At 65.6% G+C, this 20,365-nt stretch carries 19 protein-coding genes and 1 tRNA gene; 11 read left to right on the top strand and 9 right to left on the bottom strand.

Annotation, left to right across the window (positions count from 1 at the left end; all coding sequences use genetic code 11):
• The first annotated feature begins 43 nt into the window (after positions 1-43).
• On the top strand, positions 44-1,312 hold the full coding sequence (phaZ, locus tag P0645_RS07925; RefSeq protein WP_284164034.1) for a polyhydroxyalkanoate depolymerase: 1,269 nt from the start codon (positions 44-46) through the stop codon (positions 1,310-1,312).
• On the opposite strand, the gene P0645_RS07920 is transcribed toward phaZ, so the two are convergent.
• Both P0645_RS07920 and P0645_RS07915 read right to left on the bottom strand, forming a co-directional pair.
• Positions 1,313-2,293 carry an alpha/beta hydrolase gene (locus P0645_RS07920; RefSeq protein ID WP_284164033.1) on the bottom strand — a complete coding sequence of 327 codons (981 nt, stop codon included), beginning with the start codon at positions 2,291-2,293 and terminating at the stop codon, positions 1,313-1,315.
• Positions 2,286-3,047 (bottom strand): alpha/beta hydrolase, encoded by a 762-nt coding sequence (locus P0645_RS07915; RefSeq protein ID WP_284164032.1) that lies wholly within the window; start codon positions 3,045-3,047, stop codon positions 2,286-2,288. Before P0645_RS07915 ends, P0645_RS07920 begins: the two co-directional genes overlap by 8 nt.
• Before the next feature lie 154 nt (positions 3,048-3,201).
• Between P0645_RS07915 and thrS the strand changes: the two genes are divergently transcribed.
• The 6 genes from thrS (at position 3,202) to P0645_RS07885 (ending at position 8,234) form a co-directional block, all read left to right on the top strand.
• On the top strand, positions 3,202-5,157 hold the full coding sequence (gene thrS, locus P0645_RS07910; RefSeq protein ID WP_284164031.1) for a threonine--tRNA ligase: 1,956 nt from the start codon (positions 3,202-3,204) through the stop codon (positions 5,155-5,157).
• Between the two features lie 200 nt (positions 5,158-5,357).
• Positions 5,358-5,654: a BufA1 family periplasmic bufferin-type metallophore gene (locus P0645_RS07905; protein WP_267634462.1), complete on the top strand. Its 297-nt coding sequence runs from the start codon at positions 5,358-5,360 to the stop codon at positions 5,652-5,654.
• Between the two features lie 71 nt (positions 5,655-5,725).
• Positions 5,726-6,580 carry an MNIO family bufferin maturase gene (gene bufB, locus P0645_RS07900; RefSeq protein WP_284164030.1) on the top strand — a complete coding sequence of 285 codons (855 nt, stop codon included), beginning with the start codon at positions 5,726-5,728 and terminating at the stop codon, positions 6,578-6,580.
• Complete coding sequence (locus P0645_RS07895; protein ID WP_284164029.1) at positions 6,577-7,320, top strand: HvfC/BufC N-terminal domain-containing protein; 744 nt, start codon at positions 6,577-6,579, stop codon at positions 7,318-7,320. The genes bufB and P0645_RS07895 overlap by 4 nt, the downstream gene beginning before the upstream one ends.
• The gene (locus tag P0645_RS07890; protein ID WP_284164028.1) at positions 7,317-7,877 is read left to right on the top strand and encodes a DoxX family membrane protein; all 561 of its coding nucleotides are present in this window, start codon (positions 7,317-7,319) and stop codon (positions 7,875-7,877) included. Before P0645_RS07895 ends, P0645_RS07890 begins: the two co-directional genes overlap by 4 nt.
• Before the next feature lie 150 nt (positions 7,878-8,027).
• Positions 8,028-8,234: a cold-shock protein gene (locus P0645_RS07885; protein WP_267634466.1), complete on the top strand. Its 207-nt coding sequence runs from the start codon at positions 8,028-8,030 to the stop codon at positions 8,232-8,234.
• Between the two features lie 54 nt (positions 8,235-8,288).
• On the opposite strand, the gene P0645_RS07880 is transcribed toward P0645_RS07885, so the two are convergent.
• From P0645_RS07880 to P0645_RS07870, 3 genes are all read right to left on the bottom strand, one after another.
• Positions 8,289-8,612 carry an arsenate reductase family protein gene (locus P0645_RS07880; protein WP_284164027.1) on the bottom strand — a complete coding sequence of 108 codons (324 nt, stop codon included), beginning with the start codon at positions 8,610-8,612 and terminating at the stop codon, positions 8,289-8,291.
• An 89-nt stretch (positions 8,613-8,701) separates the two neighbouring features.
• A tRNA-Leu gene (locus P0645_RS07875) sits at positions 8,702-8,787 on the bottom strand.
• A gap of 223 nt (positions 8,788-9,010) precedes the next feature.
• A complete protein-coding gene (locus P0645_RS07870; protein WP_267634941.1) occupies positions 9,011-9,481 on the bottom strand; it encodes an Lrp/AsnC family transcriptional regulator in 471 nt (156 codons plus the stop codon).
• Between the two features lie 97 nt (positions 9,482-9,578).
• Here P0645_RS07870 and putA point away from each other — a divergent pair, with 97 nt between their 5' ends.
• The 4 genes from putA to P0645_RS07850 all read left to right on the top strand — a co-directional run bounded on the left by putA (position 9,579) and on the right by P0645_RS07850 (position 15,716).
• Positions 9,579-13,046: a bifunctional proline dehydrogenase/L-glutamate gamma-semialdehyde dehydrogenase PutA gene (gene putA / locus P0645_RS07865; protein ID WP_284164026.1), complete on the top strand. Its 3,468-nt coding sequence runs from the start codon at positions 9,579-9,581 to the stop codon at positions 13,044-13,046.
• Positions 13,047-13,077: 31 nt separating this feature from the next.
• Positions 13,078-13,818 (top strand): rhomboid family intramembrane serine protease, encoded by a 741-nt coding sequence (locus P0645_RS07860; protein ID WP_284164025.1) that lies wholly within the window; start codon positions 13,078-13,080, stop codon positions 13,816-13,818.
• Positions 13,815-14,210, top strand: coding sequence for a GFA family protein (locus P0645_RS07855; protein WP_284164024.1), 396 nt, complete (start codon positions 13,815-13,817; stop codon positions 14,208-14,210). Before P0645_RS07860 ends, P0645_RS07855 begins: the two co-directional genes overlap by 4 nt.
• Before the next feature lie 534 nt (positions 14,211-14,744).
• Positions 14,745-15,716: an SRPBCC family protein gene (locus P0645_RS07850; RefSeq protein ID WP_284164023.1), complete on the top strand. Its 972-nt coding sequence runs from the start codon at positions 14,745-14,747 to the stop codon at positions 15,714-15,716.
• Here P0645_RS07850 and P0645_RS07845 read toward each other — a convergent pair.
• The 4 genes from P0645_RS07845 to P0645_RS07830 all read right to left on the bottom strand — a co-directional run bounded on the left by P0645_RS07845 (position 15,680) and on the right by P0645_RS07830 (position 20,331).
• The gene (locus tag P0645_RS07845) at positions 15,680-16,471 is read right to left on the bottom strand and encodes an inositol monophosphatase family protein (RefSeq protein ID WP_284164022.1); all 792 of its coding nucleotides are present in this window, start codon (positions 16,469-16,471) and stop codon (positions 15,680-15,682) included. The genes P0645_RS07850 and P0645_RS07845 overlap by 37 nt on opposite strands.
• 70 nt (positions 16,472-16,541) lie before the next feature.
• Positions 16,542-17,585 (bottom strand): fatty acid desaturase, encoded by a 1,044-nt coding sequence (locus P0645_RS07840; RefSeq protein ID WP_284164021.1) that lies wholly within the window; start codon positions 17,583-17,585, stop codon positions 16,542-16,544.
• A gap of 137 nt (positions 17,586-17,722) precedes the next feature.
• Entirely contained in the window at positions 17,723-19,237 is a 1,515-nt protein-coding gene (locus P0645_RS07835) for an ABC-F family ATP-binding cassette domain-containing protein (protein WP_284164020.1), read from the bottom strand.
• A 188-nt stretch (positions 19,238-19,425) separates the two neighbouring features.
• Positions 19,426-20,331, bottom strand: a complete 906-nt coding sequence (locus P0645_RS07830; RefSeq protein WP_284164019.1) for a LysR family transcriptional regulator — start codon at positions 20,329-20,331, stop codon at positions 19,426-19,428.
• Positions 20,332-20,365: the final 34 nt, after the last annotated feature.

Here is a 20,365-nt window from a genome sequence, read left to right as displayed (position 1 = left end):
GCTTTGGGGGAAGCTTGGATTGGTGAAGGGCAAAGGGTGCGTGATGAAGGACATGGCGACCTACGACTGGATGGAAAGCGTCCGCAATACCAATGAATGGCTGGGCGCCTCGGCCCGCGCCATGGCCTCCTACCCGGTCTGGGGTCTGGTGCCGCACCCGATGTTCAAGGTCATGTCCGCCTGGGGCCGAATCACCGAACGCAGCTTCGCCCGCATGGTCATCAAGCCCGACTGGGGCATCCGCACCGTGGTGGGCGAGGATGGCCGCGACCATATCGTCGAGGTCGATACGCTCGTCTGCCGCCCCTTCGGCGACCTCATCCATTTCCGCGCCGTGGGCCGCCCAGCCCGCGCCCGCCGCATCCTTCTGGTCGCGCCCATGTCGGGCCATTACGCGACGCTCCTGCGCTCGACCGTCGCCTCGCTTCTGCCGGACTGCGAAGTCTATGTGACCGACTGGAAGAATGCCCGCGACATTCCGGTCAGCGAGGGCAAGTTCGATATCGAGGATTACACGCTCTACCTCGTCGATTTCATGCGCCATCTCGGGCCTGACATCAACGTCGTCGCCGTCTGCCAGCCCGCGCCGCTGACGCTCGCCGCGACCGCCTATCTGGCCGAGGAAGACCCTGCCGCCCAGCCGCGCACGCTGACGCTGATCGGCGGCCCGATCGACCCCGACGCGGCGCCGACCGAGGTGACCGACTTCGGCCGCCGCCTGACCATGGGCCAGCTTGAACATCTGGCGATCCAGCAGGTCGGTTTCAAATATGCGGGCGCGGGCCGAAAGGTCTATCCAGGGCTTCTGCAGCTTGCCTCCTTCATCTCGATGAACCTGCCGACCCACACGAAGGCCTTCCAGGACCAGATCGTCCGCGCCGCGCGCGGCGAGGCGGGCGAACGCGACAAGCACAACCGCTTCTATGACGAATATCTCTCGGTCATGGACATGACGGCCGAATTCTACCTCTCGACCGTCGAGCGCATCTTCAAACTGCGCGAGATTGCGACGAACGCCTTCACCGTCGCGGGCAAACAGGTCGATATCGGCAAGATCACCCAGGTCGCCGTCAAGGTGGTCGAGGGCGAGAAGGACGATATCTCCGCCCCTGGCCAGTGCCTCGCCGCGCTCGGCCTGCTGACCGGCCTGCCTGACCAGAAGAAGGCCAGCCACCTCGAACCCGAGGCCGGGCATTACGGCATCTTCGCGGGCAAGAGCTGGCGGACGAACATCCGCCCGCTGGTGCTCGACTTCATCGACCGCAATTCCGGCGCGCCAAAGGTCCGGGGCGCGAAGATTCGCGCCGTCTGATCAGAGGCCCCGCGCCCAAGCGACGATTGCATCGGTGACTGGCCCGGTCATCGAAGGGCTGAGAACATCGCCCGCGATGACATGGCTGTAGGGGTCATCGCCCGCGCCGACCACCTGCGGCGCCAGCGTCGCCTTGCCGCCCCATCGCGCCGCAACCGCCTTCGTCGCGTCCGGCGATACCACCTGGTCGGCCTCGGCGAAGAGAAAGAGCGCGGGCACAGTGGCGCCCGCATAATCCGCCGCCCCCGCATGTTCGGCCAAAGCCGCCATCGGCAGCAGCGCCACCGTCGGATAGCAGGTCGTCCAGAAGCGCTGATGCCGTTCGTTCACCGGCTCGAAGCACCGCTCGCGTCCCGCAATCACCGGCGCCCACCAACGCGCGCCAGGCCAGGTCAGGATCACCGAGGCCCGCGCCTGAATTCCGAAGTTCGGCGAGACGAAGGCGATCCCCGCCACATCCCGCATCATCGCGGGCTGCAGCGCCGCTTCCGCCGCCAGCGTCCCCCCGGTCGAGGTCGCGATCACCACAACGCGCCTGCCGATCCGCCGCCCGATGGCCAAGGCCTCGGCGGTATCGTCGATCCAGTCCTGCGCACTGGGCCCCGCGAATCGCTCCGACCCGAGCCCATGGCCCGCGAAGCGGACATAATAAAGGTTGGCGCCCAGCGCCTTGGCCACCAGATCGGGCACCGGCCGGATCTCCTCCGACGTCGCCGAGAACCCGTGCAGATAGACGACCGCCACCTCGGTCTTCGCATTTGCCGCACCCGCCCAGACGATCCGCTTTTCCGCCCCCGGCAGGATGCCACCGACCCCGGCCTCTTGCGCGGCCAGATACCGGTCGAGATCGGCAGGCAGGGCGGCCCCATCGAACCGCGGCGTCAGGTCGAGCCTCTCACGCGGCCCAAAGGTCAGCATCACGGCAAGAAGGAGGGCAGCGGCCCCGAGAAAGATCGCCGTGGCCGCCGCAAATCTACGCATCCGCGCGCTCCACCCGCTGAATGACCTTCTCTACCGACCGCTCGATCAGCCTCAGACAATCAGGCGTCGAGAACCTGTGATCGGCCCCCTTGACCAGCGTCAGCCTGATATCCGGCCCGCTCACATGATCCATCAGCCGCAGCGCCACCGCCATCGGCACGTCCCTGTCCGCTGTTCCTTGCAGGAACCTGACCGGCATCGGCAGATCGAGGGGCGTCCTCAGCACCAGCCGCGACCGCCCGTCCTCAATCAGCCGCCGGGTGATCACATAACCCTCTGCCGCATAGTCCGAAGGCAGGACAACTCGACCCTCATCCATCAGCGCCCGCCGCTGGTCTTCGGAAAACTCCGCCCAGGTCAGATCCTCGGTAAAGTCCGGCGCCGCCGCTACTGTCACCAGACCGGCCACCTTCTCCGGGCACTCGCGCGCCAGCAGAAGCGAAATCCAGCCGCCCATGGACGAACCGACCAGAACCTGCGGACCTTGGGTCAGTTCCATCAGCGCTGCGCGCGCGTCCTCGAACCAGTCGCCGATGCAACCATCAGTGAAGGCCCCTGACGAAGATCCATGCCCCGAATAATCGAACCTCAGAGAGGCCCGCCCGCGCTGCCTTGCCCACGCCTCGAGCGCGACCGCCTTCGTCCCCTCCTTGTCCGACACGAAACCGCCGAGGAACACGACCCCGGGGCCTGTGCCTTCGGTCCGGTCATAGGCAATCCGCCGTCCGGCTGCCGTGTCCAGATAGTCGCTCATCCCGATCCTCCCCTTCTTCTTTGTCCAAATACTCCCGGGGGCCCGGGGGTGGAACCCCCGGCGATTGACAAGCGCGCCCAAACCCGTGAAAGAAGCCCTGACATACCCGCAACCGGGCGCACCCGTAGGCGCCAAACCGACGAGGAGAAAGGCCATGAGCCAGATTTCCCTGACATTTCCCGATGGCAACAAGCGCGAATTCGCCGCCGGCGTGACGCCTGCCGAAGTGGCGGCCTCGATTGCGCCGTCGCTCGGCAAGGCGGCGATTTCGGCTTCTGTCGACGGCAGGCATTTCGATCTGCAATGGCCGATCACGCAGAATGCCTCCATCGCCATCCATACGATGAAGGACGACGCCCCCGCGCTCGAACTCATCCGCCACGACCTTGCCCATGTGATGGCCCGCGCCGTCCAGACGCTCTGGCCCGACGTGAAAGTCACCATCGGCCCGGTCGTGGAAAATGGCTGGTATTACGATTTCGACCGGGAGGAGGCCTTCACGCCCGAAGACCTTGGCGCCATCGAGAAGGAAATGAAGGCGATCATCAACGCCCGCGACCCGGTCCGGACCGAAGTCTGGTCCCGCGCGGACGCCATCGCCTATTACAAATCGAAGAATGAGCCCTTCAAGGTCGAGCTGGTCGAGGCGATCCCCGACGATGGCCAACCGATCCGCATGTACTGGCACGGGCCTTGGCAGGACCTCTGCCGTGGCCCGCACCTGCAGCATACGGGCCAGCTGCCCGCCGACGCTTTCAAGCTGATGTCGGTCGCGGGCGCCTACTGGCGCGGCGATCACCGCAACAAGCAGCTTCAGCGCATCTACGGCGTCGCCTTCAAGAACCGTGATGACCTGAAAGCCTACCTCACGATGCTGGAAGAGGCCGCCAAGCGCGACCACCGCAAGCTTGGCCGCGAGATGGAACTGTTCCACCTGCAGGAAGAAGCGCCGGGCATGGTCTTCTGGCACCCGAACGGCTGGACGATCTATCGCACGCTGATGGATTACATGGGCCGCCGCCTGCGCCGCGCCGACTATCGCGAGATCAAGACGCCCCAGGTCGTCGACCGCGTGCTGTGGGAAAAGTCGGGCCATTGGGAGGCCTATCGCGAGAACATGTTCATCGTCGAGGTGGACGAGGAAGGGGCGAAGGAAAAGCGCATCAACGCGTTGAAGCCGATGAACTGCCCCTGCCATGTGCAGGTCTATAACCAGGGCCTGAAAAGCTACCGCGACCTGCCCTTGCGGCTCGCGGAGTTCGGCTCCTGCCACCGCTACGAATCCTCGGGCTCCATGCACGGCCTCATGCGCGTGCGCGGCTTCACTCAGGATGACGCCCATATCTTCTGCACCGAGGATCAGATCGAGCAGGAATGCGCGGGTTTCATCGCGCTTCTCTCCTCGGTCTACCGCGATCTTGGCTTCGAGGCGTTCGACATCAAGCTCTCGACAAGGCCCGAGGTGCGGATCGGTTCGGACGAGACCTGGGACAAGGTCGAGGGCGCGCTGACCGGCGCAATCGAGAAGCTTGGCCTGCCCTACGAGATCAATCCCGGCGACGGCGCCTTCTACGGCCCGAAGCTCGATTTCAAGCTGACCGACGCGATCGGCCGCGAATGGCAATGCGGCACCTTCCAGGTCGACCCGAACCTGCCCGACCGGCTCGGCGCGGAATATGTGGGCGAGGATGGCGCCAAGCACCGGCCCTACATGCTGCACCGCGCCATCCTCGGCTCGTTCGAGCGCTTCATCGGCATCCTGATCGAGAACTATGCGGGCAAGCTGCCCTTCTGGCTCGCGCCGCGTCAGGTTGTCGTCGCCTCGATCGTCTCGGACGCCGACGGTTATGTGCACGAGGTGACGAATGCGCTGAAAGCCAGGGGCATCCGCGCCGAGGCCGATACGCGCAACGAGAAGATCAACTACAAGGTCCGCGAGCATTCCGTGGGCAAGGTGCCTGTAATATTGGCCATCGGAATGAAGGAGGTCGAGGAGCGGACTGTTTCAATCCGCCGCCTCGGCGAGACCCGGACTGAAACGCTTGCCCTCGATCAGGCGGTGGCCGCCCTGATGGATGACGCATTGCCGCCGGACATGAAATCGGCTTAAAATACTGATTTCAAACAATAAAAGGCGCGTCACCTTGAAAAAGCGGCGCGCCTTTTCCTTTGTGCGCCTTCCGCTTTCGCGATAAACTCCGCTCACGCACGCGTGTCCAACGGGTTCGTGAGTGGAATGAGGCGCCTGCGTCGATCTAGGTTTTCCGCGTCGACCAAACGACAGTGAAACGCTCACACAAGGGAATGACCATGTCCAACACGATCAAGACGCTCGCCGTTGCCGGTTCGCTCGCAGCCGCTCTCTCGGCTCACTTCACCACCGCTGCCTCGGCCGACGAAGCCAAGGAAAAGTGCTTCGGCGTCGCACTCGCCGGCCAGAATGACTGCGCCGCGGGCGCCGGCACCACCTGCGCAGGCACCTCGAAAGTCGACTATCAGGGCAATTCCTGGAAGCTCGTCCCGGCAGGCACCTGCGCCACGATGGAACTGCCCGACGGCCGCATGGGCTCGCTCGAGGCGCTGGACCGCGACCTGCCGCAGGGCTGATCCTATCCAGAAGGCTTCCCCGGCCGCCGCCGGGGAGGCCTGTCCCAGTCGTTACCCGGAGTTCCTGAAAAATGCTCGACGCCAGCCACCGCTCTCATCTGCCTGCACGCCCTGGCATCGGCTACAAGCCCCAGCATTTTTCCGACATTCTGTCCGATGCCGGTGCCGTGTGCTGGCTTGAGGTTCATGCCGAGAATTACATGGGCGAAGGCGGCCGCCCGCTTGCCCAGCTGCGCCATCTGGCAGACCGCTTCCCGATGTCGGTCCATGGCGTCGGCCTCTCCATCGGCGGCGAGGGTCGGCTCGACCGTGACCACCTCGCCCGGCTGAAGCACCTCTGCGGCTGGCTGGAACCGGCTAGCTTTTCCGAACATCTCGCCTGGTCCACCCATGACATGGATTTCCTGAACGACCTGCTGCCGCTGCCCTATACCGAGGCGACGCTTGCCCGCGTCAGCGCGCATATCGACGAGGTGCAGGAGGTGGTCGGTCGCCAGATGCTGCTGGAAAACCCCTCGGTCTATGTCTCGTTCACCGAGACCAACATGGGCGAGATCGAATTCCTGACCGAGGTCGCACGCCGTACCGGCTGCGGGCTGCTGCTGGACGTGAACAACGTCTTTGTCAGCTGCACCAACCGCAAGACCGACGCCTACGATTATATCGCCCGCTTCCCGCACGACCTGGTGGGCGAGATCCATCTGGGCGGCCACGACGAGGATCAGGACGAAAGCGGCGCGCCGCTTCTGATCGACAGTCACGGGCGCGAGGTAGTGGACCCGGTGTGGAAGCTCTATGCCGAAACGATCCGCAGCGGCGGGCCGAAACCCACGCTGATCGAATGGGACAATGACGTGCCCGACTGGCCGGTGCTGGCCGAAGAAGCCGCCCGCGCAGCCGCGATCCTCGACCGGGTCCCCGCATGAGCCAGTCCGCCTTCCGCGCCGCGATCCTCGACCCGCACCTGCCCGTGCCCCCCGGCATCACCGACCCCGAGGGCCGGGTGGATGCGCGCCGCTTCGGCGTCTATCGCAACAATGTCACCGTCAGCCTGACCGAGGCCTTGCGCCAATCCTTTCCGACGATCCTGAAACTGGTGGGCGAGGAATTCTTCGCCGCCATGGCCCGCGAACATCTGCGCGCCCATCCGCCCGCCTCGCCGCTGATGATGTTCTATGGCGAGGCGATGCCCGCATTTCTGGAAAGCTTCCCGCCGGTCGCCCATCTGGGCTATCTGCCCGACGTGGCGCGGCTGGAGCTGGCCCTGCGCCGCGCCTACCACGCAGCCGATGCTGCGCCGGTGGCGCCCGAGGTGCTTCAGGCGCTGCCGCCCGACCGGCTGATGGCGTCGCGCCTGACCTTCGCGCCCGCCGTCCGCCTTTTGCGGTCACGCTGGCCTGTCCATGCGATCTGGTCGGCAAACATGCGCGGCACGCCCGCGCCCGCGAAAGCCGAGGCGCAGGACGTGCTGATCGTCCGGCCCGAGTACGACCCCGAACCCATGCTCCTGCCAGCCGGTGCGGGGGACTTCATCGCCGCCCTTCTTCAGGGCGAACCCTTCGGCGCCGCGCTGGAAAAGGCGGGCACATTCGATCTGACCGCCGCCTTCGGCATTCTTCTGGCTGGCGGCGCCATCACCGCAATCAACGACCAAGAGGCCCCATGAACGCCCTCCTCTCGCTCCACGACCGCGCTGCGCGTACCGCCACAAGACTCGCACCCAAGGCGCTGCCACTTATCGCCCGATTCACCTTCGCGGCGGTCCTTCTGGTCTATTTCTGGAACTCCGCCCGCACCAAGCTCGGCGAGGGGCTGTTCGGCTTCCTCTCGCCGTCCGACGGCGCTTATATCCAGATCTTCCCCAAGGCGGTCGAGGCCGTGGGCTACGATGTGTCGCAACTGACCGTCTTCCACTGGGCTGTCGTCACGGCGGGCACGCTCGCTGAACTGATCCTCCCGCTGCTGCTACTCCTCGGCCTCTTCACCCGGCTGGCGAGCCTCGGGATGATCGGCTTCATCCTCGTGCAAAGCCTGACCGACGTCTGGGGCCATGGGGTGGGCGGCGACGATCTCGGCCGCTGGTTCGACGCGGCCTCGGGCGCGCTGATCCTCGACCAGCGGCTGATGTGGGTTGCGGTCCTCCTCATCCTCGCCTTCCTCGGTGCTGGGCGCTTTTCGCTTGACAGGCTTCTGTCCAGACGCCGGACACCGCAAATTCCTTGATTTTTTCGGGGAATCGGCGATCATCACACCCGCGTGACCGCAGACTTTCCTACCGCCTCCCTCTTACTGGGGCAGCCGGAAGATCCGAAAGACCTGGCTGCACGGCCCCTGGCAATCGCGCGAGGGGAGACCAAAGAGGGAGAGTACGGGATGGCCACCGGCACCGTAAAATGGTTCAACACGACGAAGGGCTATGGCTTCATCGCCCCTGATGACGGCGGGAAGGACGTGTTCGTCCATATCTCGGCTGTCGAACGGGCGGGGCTGAAGAGCCTCAACGACAATCAGAAGATCGCCTATGAACTGCAGGCGGGCCGCGACGGCCGCTCTTCGGCAAGCGATCTCAAACTGCTCTGACCAGGGTCAGGCGATGCTTCGGCGGCCCCTTCGGGGGCCGCTTTGTTTTCGGCCTCACTGAAGAGCCGCCTGTACCTTGTCGTCCCAGCCCAGATGCCAGCGGTCGCCATCCCGTATGACCGGGCGCTTCATCACGGTCGGCTGCGCCGCGATCTGGGCGTCGGGTTCCGACAGTTTCAGAAAATCGGAAAAGCCGCGGTAGGTCGTCGATTGCTTGTTGATCACCCGGTCGCCGAACTCGCGCACGATCTCGGCTATCTCCGGCTCGGACAGGGGCGCCGCGCGCACGTCGCGGAACGTGACCTGCCGCCCCGCCGCCTCAAGCGCCTTCAGCGCCTTCTTGCAACTGTCGCAGGTAGGGATGCCGTAAAGGATCATGTCGCGCCTCGTTCTGCCTTTCGTACCGCTCTAGCAGCCTCAGACAACGGGCGGAAGGCCCGGCGCCAAGAGAGCGCCCCGTATGTTACTGGTGCCCGCGGCCGGACTTGAACCGGCACGACCTTCCGGCCTAGGGATTTTAAGTCCCCTGTGTCTACCATTTCACCACGCGGGCGGCCGGCGCGACCATAGCGGCGGGCGCGGCGGGGGAAAAGATGCAACCGTCAGCAAGACCCGATGGGCGACGTGCATCCGGAGGCGCGGGCCGAGCTGCGGCTGAACTCCCGCAGCCCGTCCATCATCGGCGATTTGCCCCTGGCCGGGACAGGGCCGCTCATCGCCCCTCGCAGGGCTCTTCGCTCAGCGAGAAGGCCTGCAAGGGCCGCCGAGCGACGCACTCAAAGTCCCGCCTCCTTCACCGCCTCCATCGCGACGAAGGTCGAGGTCGAGGCGACATGCGGCAAGGTCGAGATCCGCTCGCCCAGAATGCGGCGGTAATCCTGGATATCGCCGGTGCGGACCTTGAGGAGATAGTCGAAGGAGGAGGCCATCATGTGGCATTCCTCGATTTCCGGCACCGCGCGGACCGCGCGGTTGAAGGCCTGCAGCGCCGCCTCGCGCGTGTCCGACAGCCGCACCTCGACGAAGGCGACATGCGCCAGCCCCATGCGGATCGGGCTGAGGACGGCGCGGTAGCCCGCGATCACCCCCATCTCCTCCAGCCGCTTCACCCGCGCCTGGGTGGGGGTCTTGGTCAGACCGATCTTGCGCGCAAGGTCGGTCATCGTCATCCGCCCCTCGCCCGACAGCGCGCGCAGGATCGCCTGATCGAACCTGTCGAGATCGGGAACCTGCGCCGGACTGCTCATTGCCCCTCGATTGGACGAATTACCTTCAGTCTCAACGAATATGGGCGAAACGCCTTCACGACAAGCTGTATCATGGGCCAAATCAGGAGATTTCCCCATGCCCGCCGATCAATCCGACCACACCGAGACCCTCTGGAACACCATCAAGGCCGGAACCCTTCAGGACGAAGCCGCCCTGCTGACGCGGCTGATCGCCGCGGCCGGGCTCGACGCGGGCGACCGGGCGCGGATCGCCGCCGCCGGGGCCGACCTTGTCACCAAGATTCGCGCCGATGTGCGACCGGGCCTTATGGAGGTCTTCCTCGCCGAGTACGGCCTCTCGACCGAGGAAGGCATCGCGCTCATGTGCCTCGCCGAGGCGCTTCTGCGCGTGCCGGACGCGGGCACCATGGATGCGCTGATCGAAGACAAGATCGCGCCGTCCGACTGGGGCAAGCACCTCGGCCGCTCCTCTTCGCCGCTCGTCAATGCCTCGACCTGGGCGCTTCTTCTGACTGGCAAGGTGCTGGAGGAGAAGGAGCCGGGAGTCGCCGGTCACCTGCGCGCCGCCGTCCGCCGTCTGGGCGAGCCGGTGATCCGCAAGGCGGTTCAGCGCGCGATGAAGGAGATGGGCAAGCAGTTCGTGCTGGGCGAGACCATCAAGTCCGCGATGATCCGGGCGCAGGAGATGGAGACGCAAGGGTACACCTACTCCTACGACATGCTGGGCGAGGCAGCGAAGACCGCCGATGACGCCAGGCGCTATGCGACCGCCTATGCGCTGGCGATCGACGCGATCGCCGCGGCCTGTGACCGCGAGGACATCGGCACCAACCCCGGCATTTCCGTAAAGCTCTCCGCCCTTCATCCCCGTTACGAAGTGGCACAGGAAGCCCGCGTAATGAAAGAACTAGTACCGGTCGTGCGCGACCTTGCCCGCAAGGCCGCGACTGCCCGCATGGGCTTCAACATCGACGCCGAGGAAGCCGACCGGCTGACGCTGTCGCTCAAGGTGATCGAGGCGGTCCTCTCGGACCCCGCTCTGAAGGGCTGGGACGGGTTCGGCATCGTTGTGCAGGCCTATGGCCGCCGCGCCGGGGCCACCATCGACTGGCTACATGACCTTGCCCAAAGGCTCGATCGCAAGATCATGATCCGTCTGGTCAAAGGCGCTTACTGGGACGCCGAGGTGAAGCGCGCGCAGGTCATGGGCCTGACCGATTTCCCGGTCTTCACCCGGAAAGAGGCGACGGATGTGTCCTACATCGCCAATGCCAGGAAGCTCCTCGGCATGACCGACCGCGTCTATCCGCAGTTCGCCACCCACAATGCCCATACGGTCGCGGCGATCCTCGACATGGTGAAACCCGGCCAGGCCTTCGAATTCCAGCGCCTGCATGGCATGGGCGAGCGGCTGCATGACATCGTCCACCGCGCGAACGGCACCCGCTGCCGCATCTATGCCCCCGTGGGCGCTCACCGCGACCTGTTGGCCTACCTCGTGCGCCGACTTCTGGAAAACGGCGCCAACTCCTCGTTCGTTCACAAGATCGTCGACCTCGACGTGGCGCCAGAGATCGTGGCGCAATGCCCGATCACCCGGATCGAGACGGCGCTGCCGCACATCGCCAACAAGGCCATCCGCAAGGGGCCGGAGCTGTTTGCCCCCGAACGCGTGAATTCGAAGGGCTTCGATCTGACCGATGCCGGAACGCTGGCGCTGATCGACGAGGCGCGCGACCCGCATGCGAGTGAGGAATTCCTCGCCGACCCGATCATCGCGGGCCATGTCATCGGCCTGCCGGTCCGCCGCGTTTCCGACCCGGCGACCGGCAAGCATATCGGCAAGGTCACCGATGCGGGCCCCGCCGATGTGCAGACCGCGCTTGGTGCGGCCAGGGTCTGGTCCGCGCCGGTCGCCCAGCGCGCCCGGATCCTGAACCGCGCCGCCGACCTTTACGAGGAAAACTTCGGCCTTCTCTTCACGCTTCTGGCGCGCGAGGCGGGCAAGACGCTCGCCGACGCCGTCAGCGAACTGCGCGAGGCGGTGGATTTCCTGCGCTACTATGCCGCCCGCTCACTCACCGAGGCGGGTGACCCCGCGGGCATCTTCACCTGCATCAGCCCCTGGAACTTCCCGCTCGCGATTTTCACCGGCCAGATCGCGGCAGCACTGGCCATGGGCAACGGCGTACTGGCCAAGCCCGCCGAACAGACACCGCTCATCGCCGCCTATGCCGTGGGGCTTCTCCACAAGGCAGGCGTGCCGGTCGCCTCGCTGCAGCTTCTGCCCGGCGACGGCGCCACCGTCGGCGCGGCGCTCACCTCCGACCCGCGCGTCGCGGGTGTCTGCTTCACCGGATCGACCGAAACCGCGCTTCTGATCCGCAAGGCGATGGCGCGCCATCTCGCCCCCGGCGCGCCGCTCATTGCCGAAACCGGCGGGCTGAACGCGATGATCGTCGATTCGACCGCGCTCCCAGAACAGGCGGTGCGCGATGTCATCGCCTCCTCCTTCCAGTCGGCGGGTCAGCGCTGTTCGGCGCTGCGCTGCCTCTATGTGCAGGAGGACATCGCCCCGCATTTCCTCGACATGCTCTATGGCGCGATGGAGGAGTTGAAGCTCGGTGATCCCTGGCTTCTCTCGACCGACCTCGGCCCGGTGATCGACCAGGAGGCCGAGGCGGGCATTCGCGCCCACGTGGAAACCGCGCGGCGCGAGGGGCGGCTTCTGCGCCAGCTCTCCCGCCCGAAGGACGGCCATTTCATCGCCCCCGCGGTGATCAGGGTGAAAGGCATCGCCGATCTGAAGCGCGAAATCTTCGGCCCGGTCCTCCATGTCGCGACCTTCCGGTCCGAGGAGCTGCCGAAAATCGTCGATGCGATCAATGCCACCGGCTACGGCCTGACCTTCGGGCTTCACACCCGCATCGACAACCGCGTGCAGGAAGTGTGCGAGGCGCTGCGCGTCGGCAATATCTACGTCAACCGCAACCAGATCGGCGCGGTAGTGGGTTCCCAGCCGTTCGGCGGCGAGGGGCTGTCGGGCACCGGTCCCAAGGCGGGCGGGCCGGATTATCTCGGCCGCTTCGCGGCCAACCCCGCCCGCTTTGCGGGCGAGGCCGCTGGCGCGGCGGTGAACCCCGACGGGCTGAGGAAATCGCTGCTCGCCGCAGCCTCGCACGCGACCCTCTCCGAGGAGGCCCTGCCGGGCCCGACCGGCGAATCGAACCGCTTGTCGCTTCACCCGCGCGCGCCCCTCCTCTGCCTTGGGCCGGGGGCGGAAGCGGCCCGCGATCAGGCGACGAAAGTCCGCGCCCTCGGCGGTATCGCCATCGAGGCGCCGGGCCGCCTTCCGGCAGAGGTGCTGACGACGCTCGACGGCTTCTCCGGAGTGCTCTGGTGGGGGCCCGAGGCCGAGGCGCGTGCGCTTGTCCAGGCGCTCGCCGCCCGCAAGGGGCCGATCCTGCCGCTGATCACCGGCCTGCCCGACCGCGGCCATGTGACCGAGGCGCGGCACCTGTGCATCGACACCACCGCCTCGGGCGGCAACGCCGCCCTTCTGGCGGAAGCCGGCGAGGCTTGACGAACCAATCCGGATCGGGAACGGTCGCGCCATGTTCCCGATCCGCGATCACAACCCGTCCGAACGGACACCTTTCGTCACTTACGCGATCCTGATCGCGAACATTCTGGTGTTCCTCTACCAATGGTCGCTCGCCTCCGACGAGCAGGCGAGCGCGGCCTTCCTCTATCACTGGGCGCTCTTCCCTGCGGCGGTGACGGAGGGCGGCGAGGTCCACGCGCTTCTCTCCCACATGTTCCTGCATGCAGGCTTCATGCATCTTGCGGGCAACATGCTCTTCCTGTGGATCTTCGGCGACAATCTGGAAGACCAGATGGGGCACGCAGGTTTCCTGATCTTCTACCTCGCCTGCGGCATCGCCGCCGCCTTCGGCCAGATCCTGCCCGACCCGGGCTCCACCATCCCGATGGTCGGCGCCTCGGGCGCCATCGCGGGGGTGATGGGGGGCTATCTCCTCCTCTTCCCGCGCGCGCGCGTCGATATCCTGATCATCTTCATCATCTTCTTTAGGGTCTTCTCGATCCCGGCCTTCGTGATGCTCGGCCTCTGGTTCGCCTTTCAGATCATGGGCGGCCTTGGCCATTCGACCGAAGCGGGCGGCGTCGCCTATTGGGCCCATGCGGCGGGCTTTGCCGCCGGCCTCGCCCTCACCCTGCCGCTCTGGGCGCGGCGCGGCGCAGGCGGCTGGTGGCGTGCAACCCACGGCCGCCCGCCTCACGCCGAACTTCAGTACAATCCCGCAAACATCCCCACCGTGAGGCGCCGCAAATGACCCTGCCTGAAATCACCCGCCCGCATCGCGCCACCTGCCATTGCGGCGCGGTCGAACTTGAGGTCTCGCTCGCCGAAGGCGGCCTCGCGACCGCGCGGCGCTGCGACTGTTCCTTCTGCCGCCGCCGGGGAGCCATCGCCGTGTCCGCACCGCTCGGCGGATTGCGCGTCATCAAGGGGGAAGACAAGCTCACGCTCTACCAATGGGGCACGAAGACCGCGAAACATTATTTCTGCTCGATCTGCGGCATCTACACCCACCACCAGCGCCGCTCGAACCCCAACGAGTATGGCGTGAATGCCGCCTGCCTCGACGGCCTTAACCCGCGCGACCTGGGCGAGGTGAAATGGAGCGACGGCGTCAACCACCCCTCCGACCGGCCCGCACCCTAGGCGGCCCTTCTCACTTTCTGTCCGGAAGTACTCCACGGGGGTCGTCCATTGGTGCGCCATTGGTTTGAGAACCAATGGACGACGGGGTGTGAAACCCCCGCCCGTCCCTCAGGCGGGCGCGCGCAGGATGTCGCAAAGCGGCTGAAACAGCTCGCCATTCGCGGCGATCGCCGAGCCGCTTTCGAAAATCTCGCGGCCTTCACGCACGGCGGCCGTGAAGCCACCTGCCTCGCGCTCACGCTGCCGCTTTGGGCGCGGCGCAGGCGGCTGGTGGCGCGAAACCCACGGCCGCCCGCCCCACGCCGAGCTTCAGTACGACCCCGCAAACATCCCGCTCGTGAGGCGCTGGAAGTAGCCTGCGCCCCGATTTCCTGTTCAAGAATATCCTCGGGGGTGAATGCGGCACAGCGGACCGCAGAAGGAGCAAAGGGGACCCCTTTCCTTCGCCCACAACACCATCCGGCGAATCGACTGGGTTGCGCGCACGGCGAAGGCGTGCCACGACGTGCGCGAACGAGCATAGGACCCTGACCCATGATCCGCCGCCTGTCCCAAATCGTTTGGCCGACACTGGCCCTCGCGGGCGGCCTCTTCATCTCTTACCTGCTTGCACGGTGGCTACGGATCGACACAGCGAGCCTTGGTTTTCTTCTGGGCTTTCCGTTCGTTGCCGGTGCTGTGATCGTTTTCTTCCGGCCCAAAGATCGTTTTCAGCGCTTTCTGCCCGCCATGGCCTGGCTCACAACGATCATGTGCCTAGCCGTTGCCTTGGCGTTCATCGACGGGCTGGAAGGCATGATCTGCATTGCGATGGGGATCTTTCCCATCGTCTTCTTTGCGATGTTGGGCGGGACGATCTCTTTGCTGGCCTTGCGTTGGCGGGCCGACACAAGGGGGGCGTCGGGCGCCCTCGTGATCCCCGCACTCGCGCTCATCTTCCTCGACTTGCTGCCCACCGAACCCAAGACATATCTTACGTCCAATTCCATCGTCATTGCCGCCCCACCTCAGACCGTCTTTGCGATGATCAAGGATGTCCCCGATATCCACCCTGAAGAAATTGAAACCCGCCTCATACACCTGTTGGGCATTCCGAAAGCAACGCGGGCGGTCTGGAAGGAAACGCCGAAAGGTGCGGTACGTCATTCCTACTGGGCAGGCGGTGTGCATTTCCGGGAAAAGATCACGGCCTACGAGGCGGGTCGCCGCATCGCCTGGGAATTCGACATTCCGGCCGGTTGGCTGCCCGACGGCGTGGACGACCCGCATGTCGCGGTCGGAGGGCGCTATTTCGACGTGCTAGCGGGTGAATACCTGCTTGAGGATTTGAACGGTCGGACCCGCCTCACGCTCACCACCTGGACCTACGACTCTTCCAAATTCGGCGTCTATGCCGAATTCTGGCATCACTTCTTCTTCGACGGAATCCACAAAGGGATCCTTGCGCTTATCCGCGACCGGGCGGAAGCTCACGCAGGTTCGCGCAGTACGTCGCAGAGCGGCTGAAACAACTCGCCATTCGCCGCGATGACCGAGCCGCTTTCGAAAATCTCGCGCCCCTCGCGCACGGCGGCAGTGAAACCGCCCGCCTCGCGCACCAGAAGCAGCCCCGCCGCCATGTCCCAGGCGCCAAGCTCACGCTCCCAGTAGCCATCGTAGCGCCCGGCCGCCACATAGGCGAGGTCCAAGGCAGCCGATCCCCAGCGCCGCACGCCCGCACAGGCAGGCATCAGGCGGGCAAGGTCGCGCATCGTCGCGGGCAGCGTCTTCTTCGTGCCGAACGGCACGCCGGTCGCAAAAACCGCGTCCGACATCGACCGGCGGCCAGAGACACGGATACGCGCCTCGTTCATCCAGGCACCCTGGCCCTTCTCGGCCCAGTACATCTCGTCCTTGGCCGGATCGAACACGACTGCCGAGACAATCTCGCCCTTGTGTTCCAGCGCGATCGACACCGCCCAATGCGGCAGGCCGTGCAGGAAGTTCGTGGTCCCGTCCAACGGATCGACGATCCAGCGCCGGGTCGGGTCCTGACCATCGGTCTCGCCCGTCTCCTCGCCCAGCCAGCCGTAGGTCGGGCGGGCGCCCATCAGCTCTTCCTTGATGATCTTCTCGGCCGCGATATCAGCGCGGCTGACGAAATCACCCGCGCCCTTCAGCGAGACCTGCAGGTTCTCGACCTCGCGGAAATCCTTCACCAGGCTGCGGCCCGCCTTGCGGGCGGCCTTGATCATCAGGTTGAGGTTGGCGCTGCCTTGCATCGTCTCGGGCTCCGATCGGTCAAGTGGCCCCTATAGTCAAGCGCGCGCGGGATGTGAAGGGCCCCGGCCTTCACCCAGCCATCCGCAGCTGCCGGGCGTTCGCGAAGGACAAAAGCCGCCTGCCCTTCTCGTCCCACAGATGAAGCCTTGTGCAACGGAAGCTTTCCCACAATGTCATGCGCTGGCTTTCCGCCAGCACCGGATGGTCGCGCAGCACCTCCGGCAACCGGTAGAAGGGGATGCGGCTGTAGAGGTGATGCACATGATGGATACCGATATTCGCCGTGATCCAGCGCAGCGGTGCGGGCAGGACGTAATGCGACGAGCCTGCAAGTGCCGCGTCATGCAACTGCCAGTCCGCGCCCGACTGCCAGTGCGTCTCTTCGAACTGATGCTGCACATAGAAAAGCCACACGCCCAGCGTCGCGGCGATCAGCGCCGTCGGCAGCCAGACGAGCAGGAGCGGCATCAGCCCGCCCCACCAGACCATCAACCCAATGCCCAGCGCAATTGCCGCATTGGTCGCCATGGCACTGGTCCAATAGCTCCAGCCCGCGCGCATGAAGCCGATGGGCAGGCGGTTCTGCAGCATGAACAGATAGGCCGGGCCAAGGCCGAACAGCACCAACGGGTTGCGGTAGAGCCTATAGCCGAGCCGCCCCCATCTCGACAGGGCGTAATATTCATCGACCGTCAGCGTCATCACATCGCCGATCCCGCGCTTGTCGAGATTGCCCGACGAGGCATGATGGATCGAATGCGACCGGCGCCAGACATCGTAAGGCGTCAGCGTCAAGACCCCAAGACCGCGCCCCACCCAGTCAGACAGCCCACGGCTGCGAAAGAAAGAGGCATGCCCGCAATCATGCTGGATCGCGAAGGCACGCAGCAGGAAGCCCGCATTCACCACCGCGACCGCCGCCGCCAGAAGATAGCTGACCGACAGAAGCCACCAGGCGAAGGCAAAAAGCGCGACCAGCGGCACCAATGTCAGCGCCAGCTCCAGCGCGCTGCGGCCGTGATGCGGCTCGCGATAGCGCGCCAGTATCTGCACCCAGTCACGCCCCGACCTCTGTGCAGGCTCCACGCCAGACGGCGCATTGGCATCGCTCATCGCTGACTGCTTCCCCATTTCCTCTGCGATGCTCCGGCCATCGGCTCTGGCACCGCTCCCCTTTTTTCTTGGCCATAGGCCATGCGCGGCGCCCGCGCAATCGCGCAGACGCACGGCCGGTGAAAATACCGCAAGGTTCACCCCGCAGCACGGGCGGTATCGAAGAAGGGTTCGGGGTCGTCGACCTCGATCAGCCGCTTCCTGTCGATCTGCCAGAACCGGGTGCCAACGTTGCGCACGAACTGCCGGTCGTGGCTGACCAGCAGGCAGGTCGCGCCCTGCGCCATCAGTTCGGCCTCCAGGGCCTCCTGCCCCTCGATGTCCAGATGGTTGGTGGGTTCGTCGAGCAGATAGAAGTTCGGGCGCGTCAGCCTGAGGACCAGCATGGCGAGCCGCGCCTTCTGCCCGCCCGAGAGCGTCGCCACCTTCGCGCCCTGCCGGTCCGGCCTGATGCCCGCCCCCGCCAGAAGCGTCCGCGCCGCCTGATCGCCCACATCGAAACGGGTGATCAGGTCAAAGGGCGTGGCGCCGTCGGGCAGATGCGCCAGACCCTGATCGCTGTGGCCAAGCACCAGCGTCGCCGCCGCGCGGATCGGGCTGTCTGCACCCAGACAGGCCGCCCGCACCGCCTCGATCATCCGCGTCTTGCCCGCGCCGTTCGGTCCCAGCAGCACCACTCGGTCGCCGCGTTCGATCCATGTCTCGCCGGTCCGGAACAGCTCGCGCCCGTCCGGCGTGCGGACCCACGCGTCATTCAGGGCGATCAGCGCCTTGGCATGGGTGCCCGCATTCGCCAGCCGGATCGCACCCGCCGACCTTTCCTGATGGGCAGGGCGCGCCGCCTCTTCGATCTTCTCGGCCCGTTCCTTCAGCTGCCTGGTCTTGACCACCAGAAGATCGCTGCCGGAATTGATCCCGATATTCTTCAGCTTCGCCGCCTGCTTTCTGAGCTGCTCCGCCTCCTTCATCCGGTTGTCATAGGTGCGGGCATCGGCCTGATCGGCTTCGGCCAGAGCCGCCCGCGCCGGACCATAGGACAGCGCGAAGAACCGGCTCGCGGCGGCGCGCAGGAAAAGCGTCCGCCCCGTCGCCTCGTCCAGAAACGCCCGGTCATGGCTGGCCGCGATCACGCCGACCGTGCGGGGCAATCCGGCAAGCCAGTCGGTGAGCTTGCCGATCCGGCCAAGATCCAGATGGTTCGTCGGCTCGTCCAGAAGGTAGATATCCGGCTCCTGCACTGCCGCCCGCGCCAGAAGCGCCGTGCGCTGCCAGCCACCGGACAGACCGCCCAGCGGCTGTTCGCGGAAGGGTTCCGGCACCGCCAGATCGTCCATCAGCACATCGGCCCGCCAGCTTTCATAGTCCCGCGCCTCAGGCTCCAGCGCCTCCAGCACGGCATCGCGGAAGGTCAGGGCCATCAGCGCCGTCGGCACATCCTGCGCCACATGGCCGATCTTCAACCCGCGGGCGCGCGTGATGTCGCCCGAGGTCGGTTCAATCGCCCCGGCAATCAGCTTCAGAAGCGAGGATTTGCCGCGCCCGTTCGCGGCCACCAGTCCCAGCCGGTCGCCGGGCTGCAGGGTGAAGGAAAGATCGGTGAAAAGGGGCTCGCCAAGGGTCAGCGAGAGGTCTTTGACGGCAAGAAGGCTCATGGGTCAGGTCCGCAAATCAGAAAAGGCGCAATCGGCGCCGGAAAGGGCGGACCTTGGGATGAAGCCTCCGGTCAGCCCTGCTTCAACAGCAGGGCAGACACAGGGCCGGGGCGGCGTTCTCGGGTGAAGATGGTTTTCACGGCAGACCCATTTCGTTCCGTGCGATCATGCCCGAGACGCCGCGCCGGTCAACCCCTTTGCAGCTTCACCGGCTCTGACCGGGCGAGTTTGAGAAAATGCGCCATATAGGGCTGGGTCGCATCCTCGCCCCGGGTCGCGGCATACATGCGCTTCGTGATGCCGTTTTTGCCAATCGGGCGCGTGACATAGTCGGGCTGGTACTTCACCTCGCGCAGTACCCAGTCCGGCAGGACCGAGACGCCGCGGTCCGAGGCAACCAGCATCAGGATCACCGCCGTCAGTTCCACCTGCCGGTGTGCGCGCGGCTCCACCCGTGCGGGCGTGAGGAGCGTGGTGAAAATATCCAGCCGCGACCGGTCGACCGGATAGGTGATCACCACCTGATCGCGGAAATCCTCGGCCTCGACGAAAGGCTTCGCCGCAATCGGGTTCTGGGCCGCGGCAATCAGCGTCGGCTGATAGTCAAAGAGCGGATGAAAGATCACCTCGTCCAGCTTCACGGGGTCGGAGGTGATCACCAGATCGACCTCCTCGCGCCTGAGCGCGGGCATGGCGTCGAAGGCGAGGCCGGGGCGGATATCGACATCGACCTCCGGCCAGGCATGGCGGAACTGTTCCAGCACCGGGAATAGCCAGTCGTAACAGGCATGGCACTCGAGCGTGATATGCAGCCGCCCGGTGCGGCCCATGCGAAGCGCCCGGAACTCCTCGGCCAGAGCCTCGACCTCGGGCAGGATCCGGTCGGCGGCGCGCAACAGCCGCTGCCCCGCGGGTGACAGTTTCAATGGCTTCGAGCGGCGGACGAACAATTCCACCCCCGCCTGATCCTCCAGCCCCTTCATCTGATGGCTGAGGGCGGACTGGGTGATGTTCAAGACCTCGGCCGCGCGCGCCATGCCGCCCGCCTCGTGGATCGCCTTGATCGTGCGCAGATGACGGAAGTCGAGATGCATCGGCTGGGCTTCTCAAGTGAAATTCATGTTGATC

Source organism: Frigidibacter sp. SD6-1 (assembly GCF_030143255.1).
In the GTDB taxonomy this organism is placed as follows: domain Bacteria; phylum Pseudomonadota; class Alphaproteobacteria; order Rhodobacterales; family Rhodobacteraceae; genus TMP-24.
Note: the sequence above shows the minus strand (reverse complement) of the source record. Positions and strands in the feature narration are given on the sequence as shown.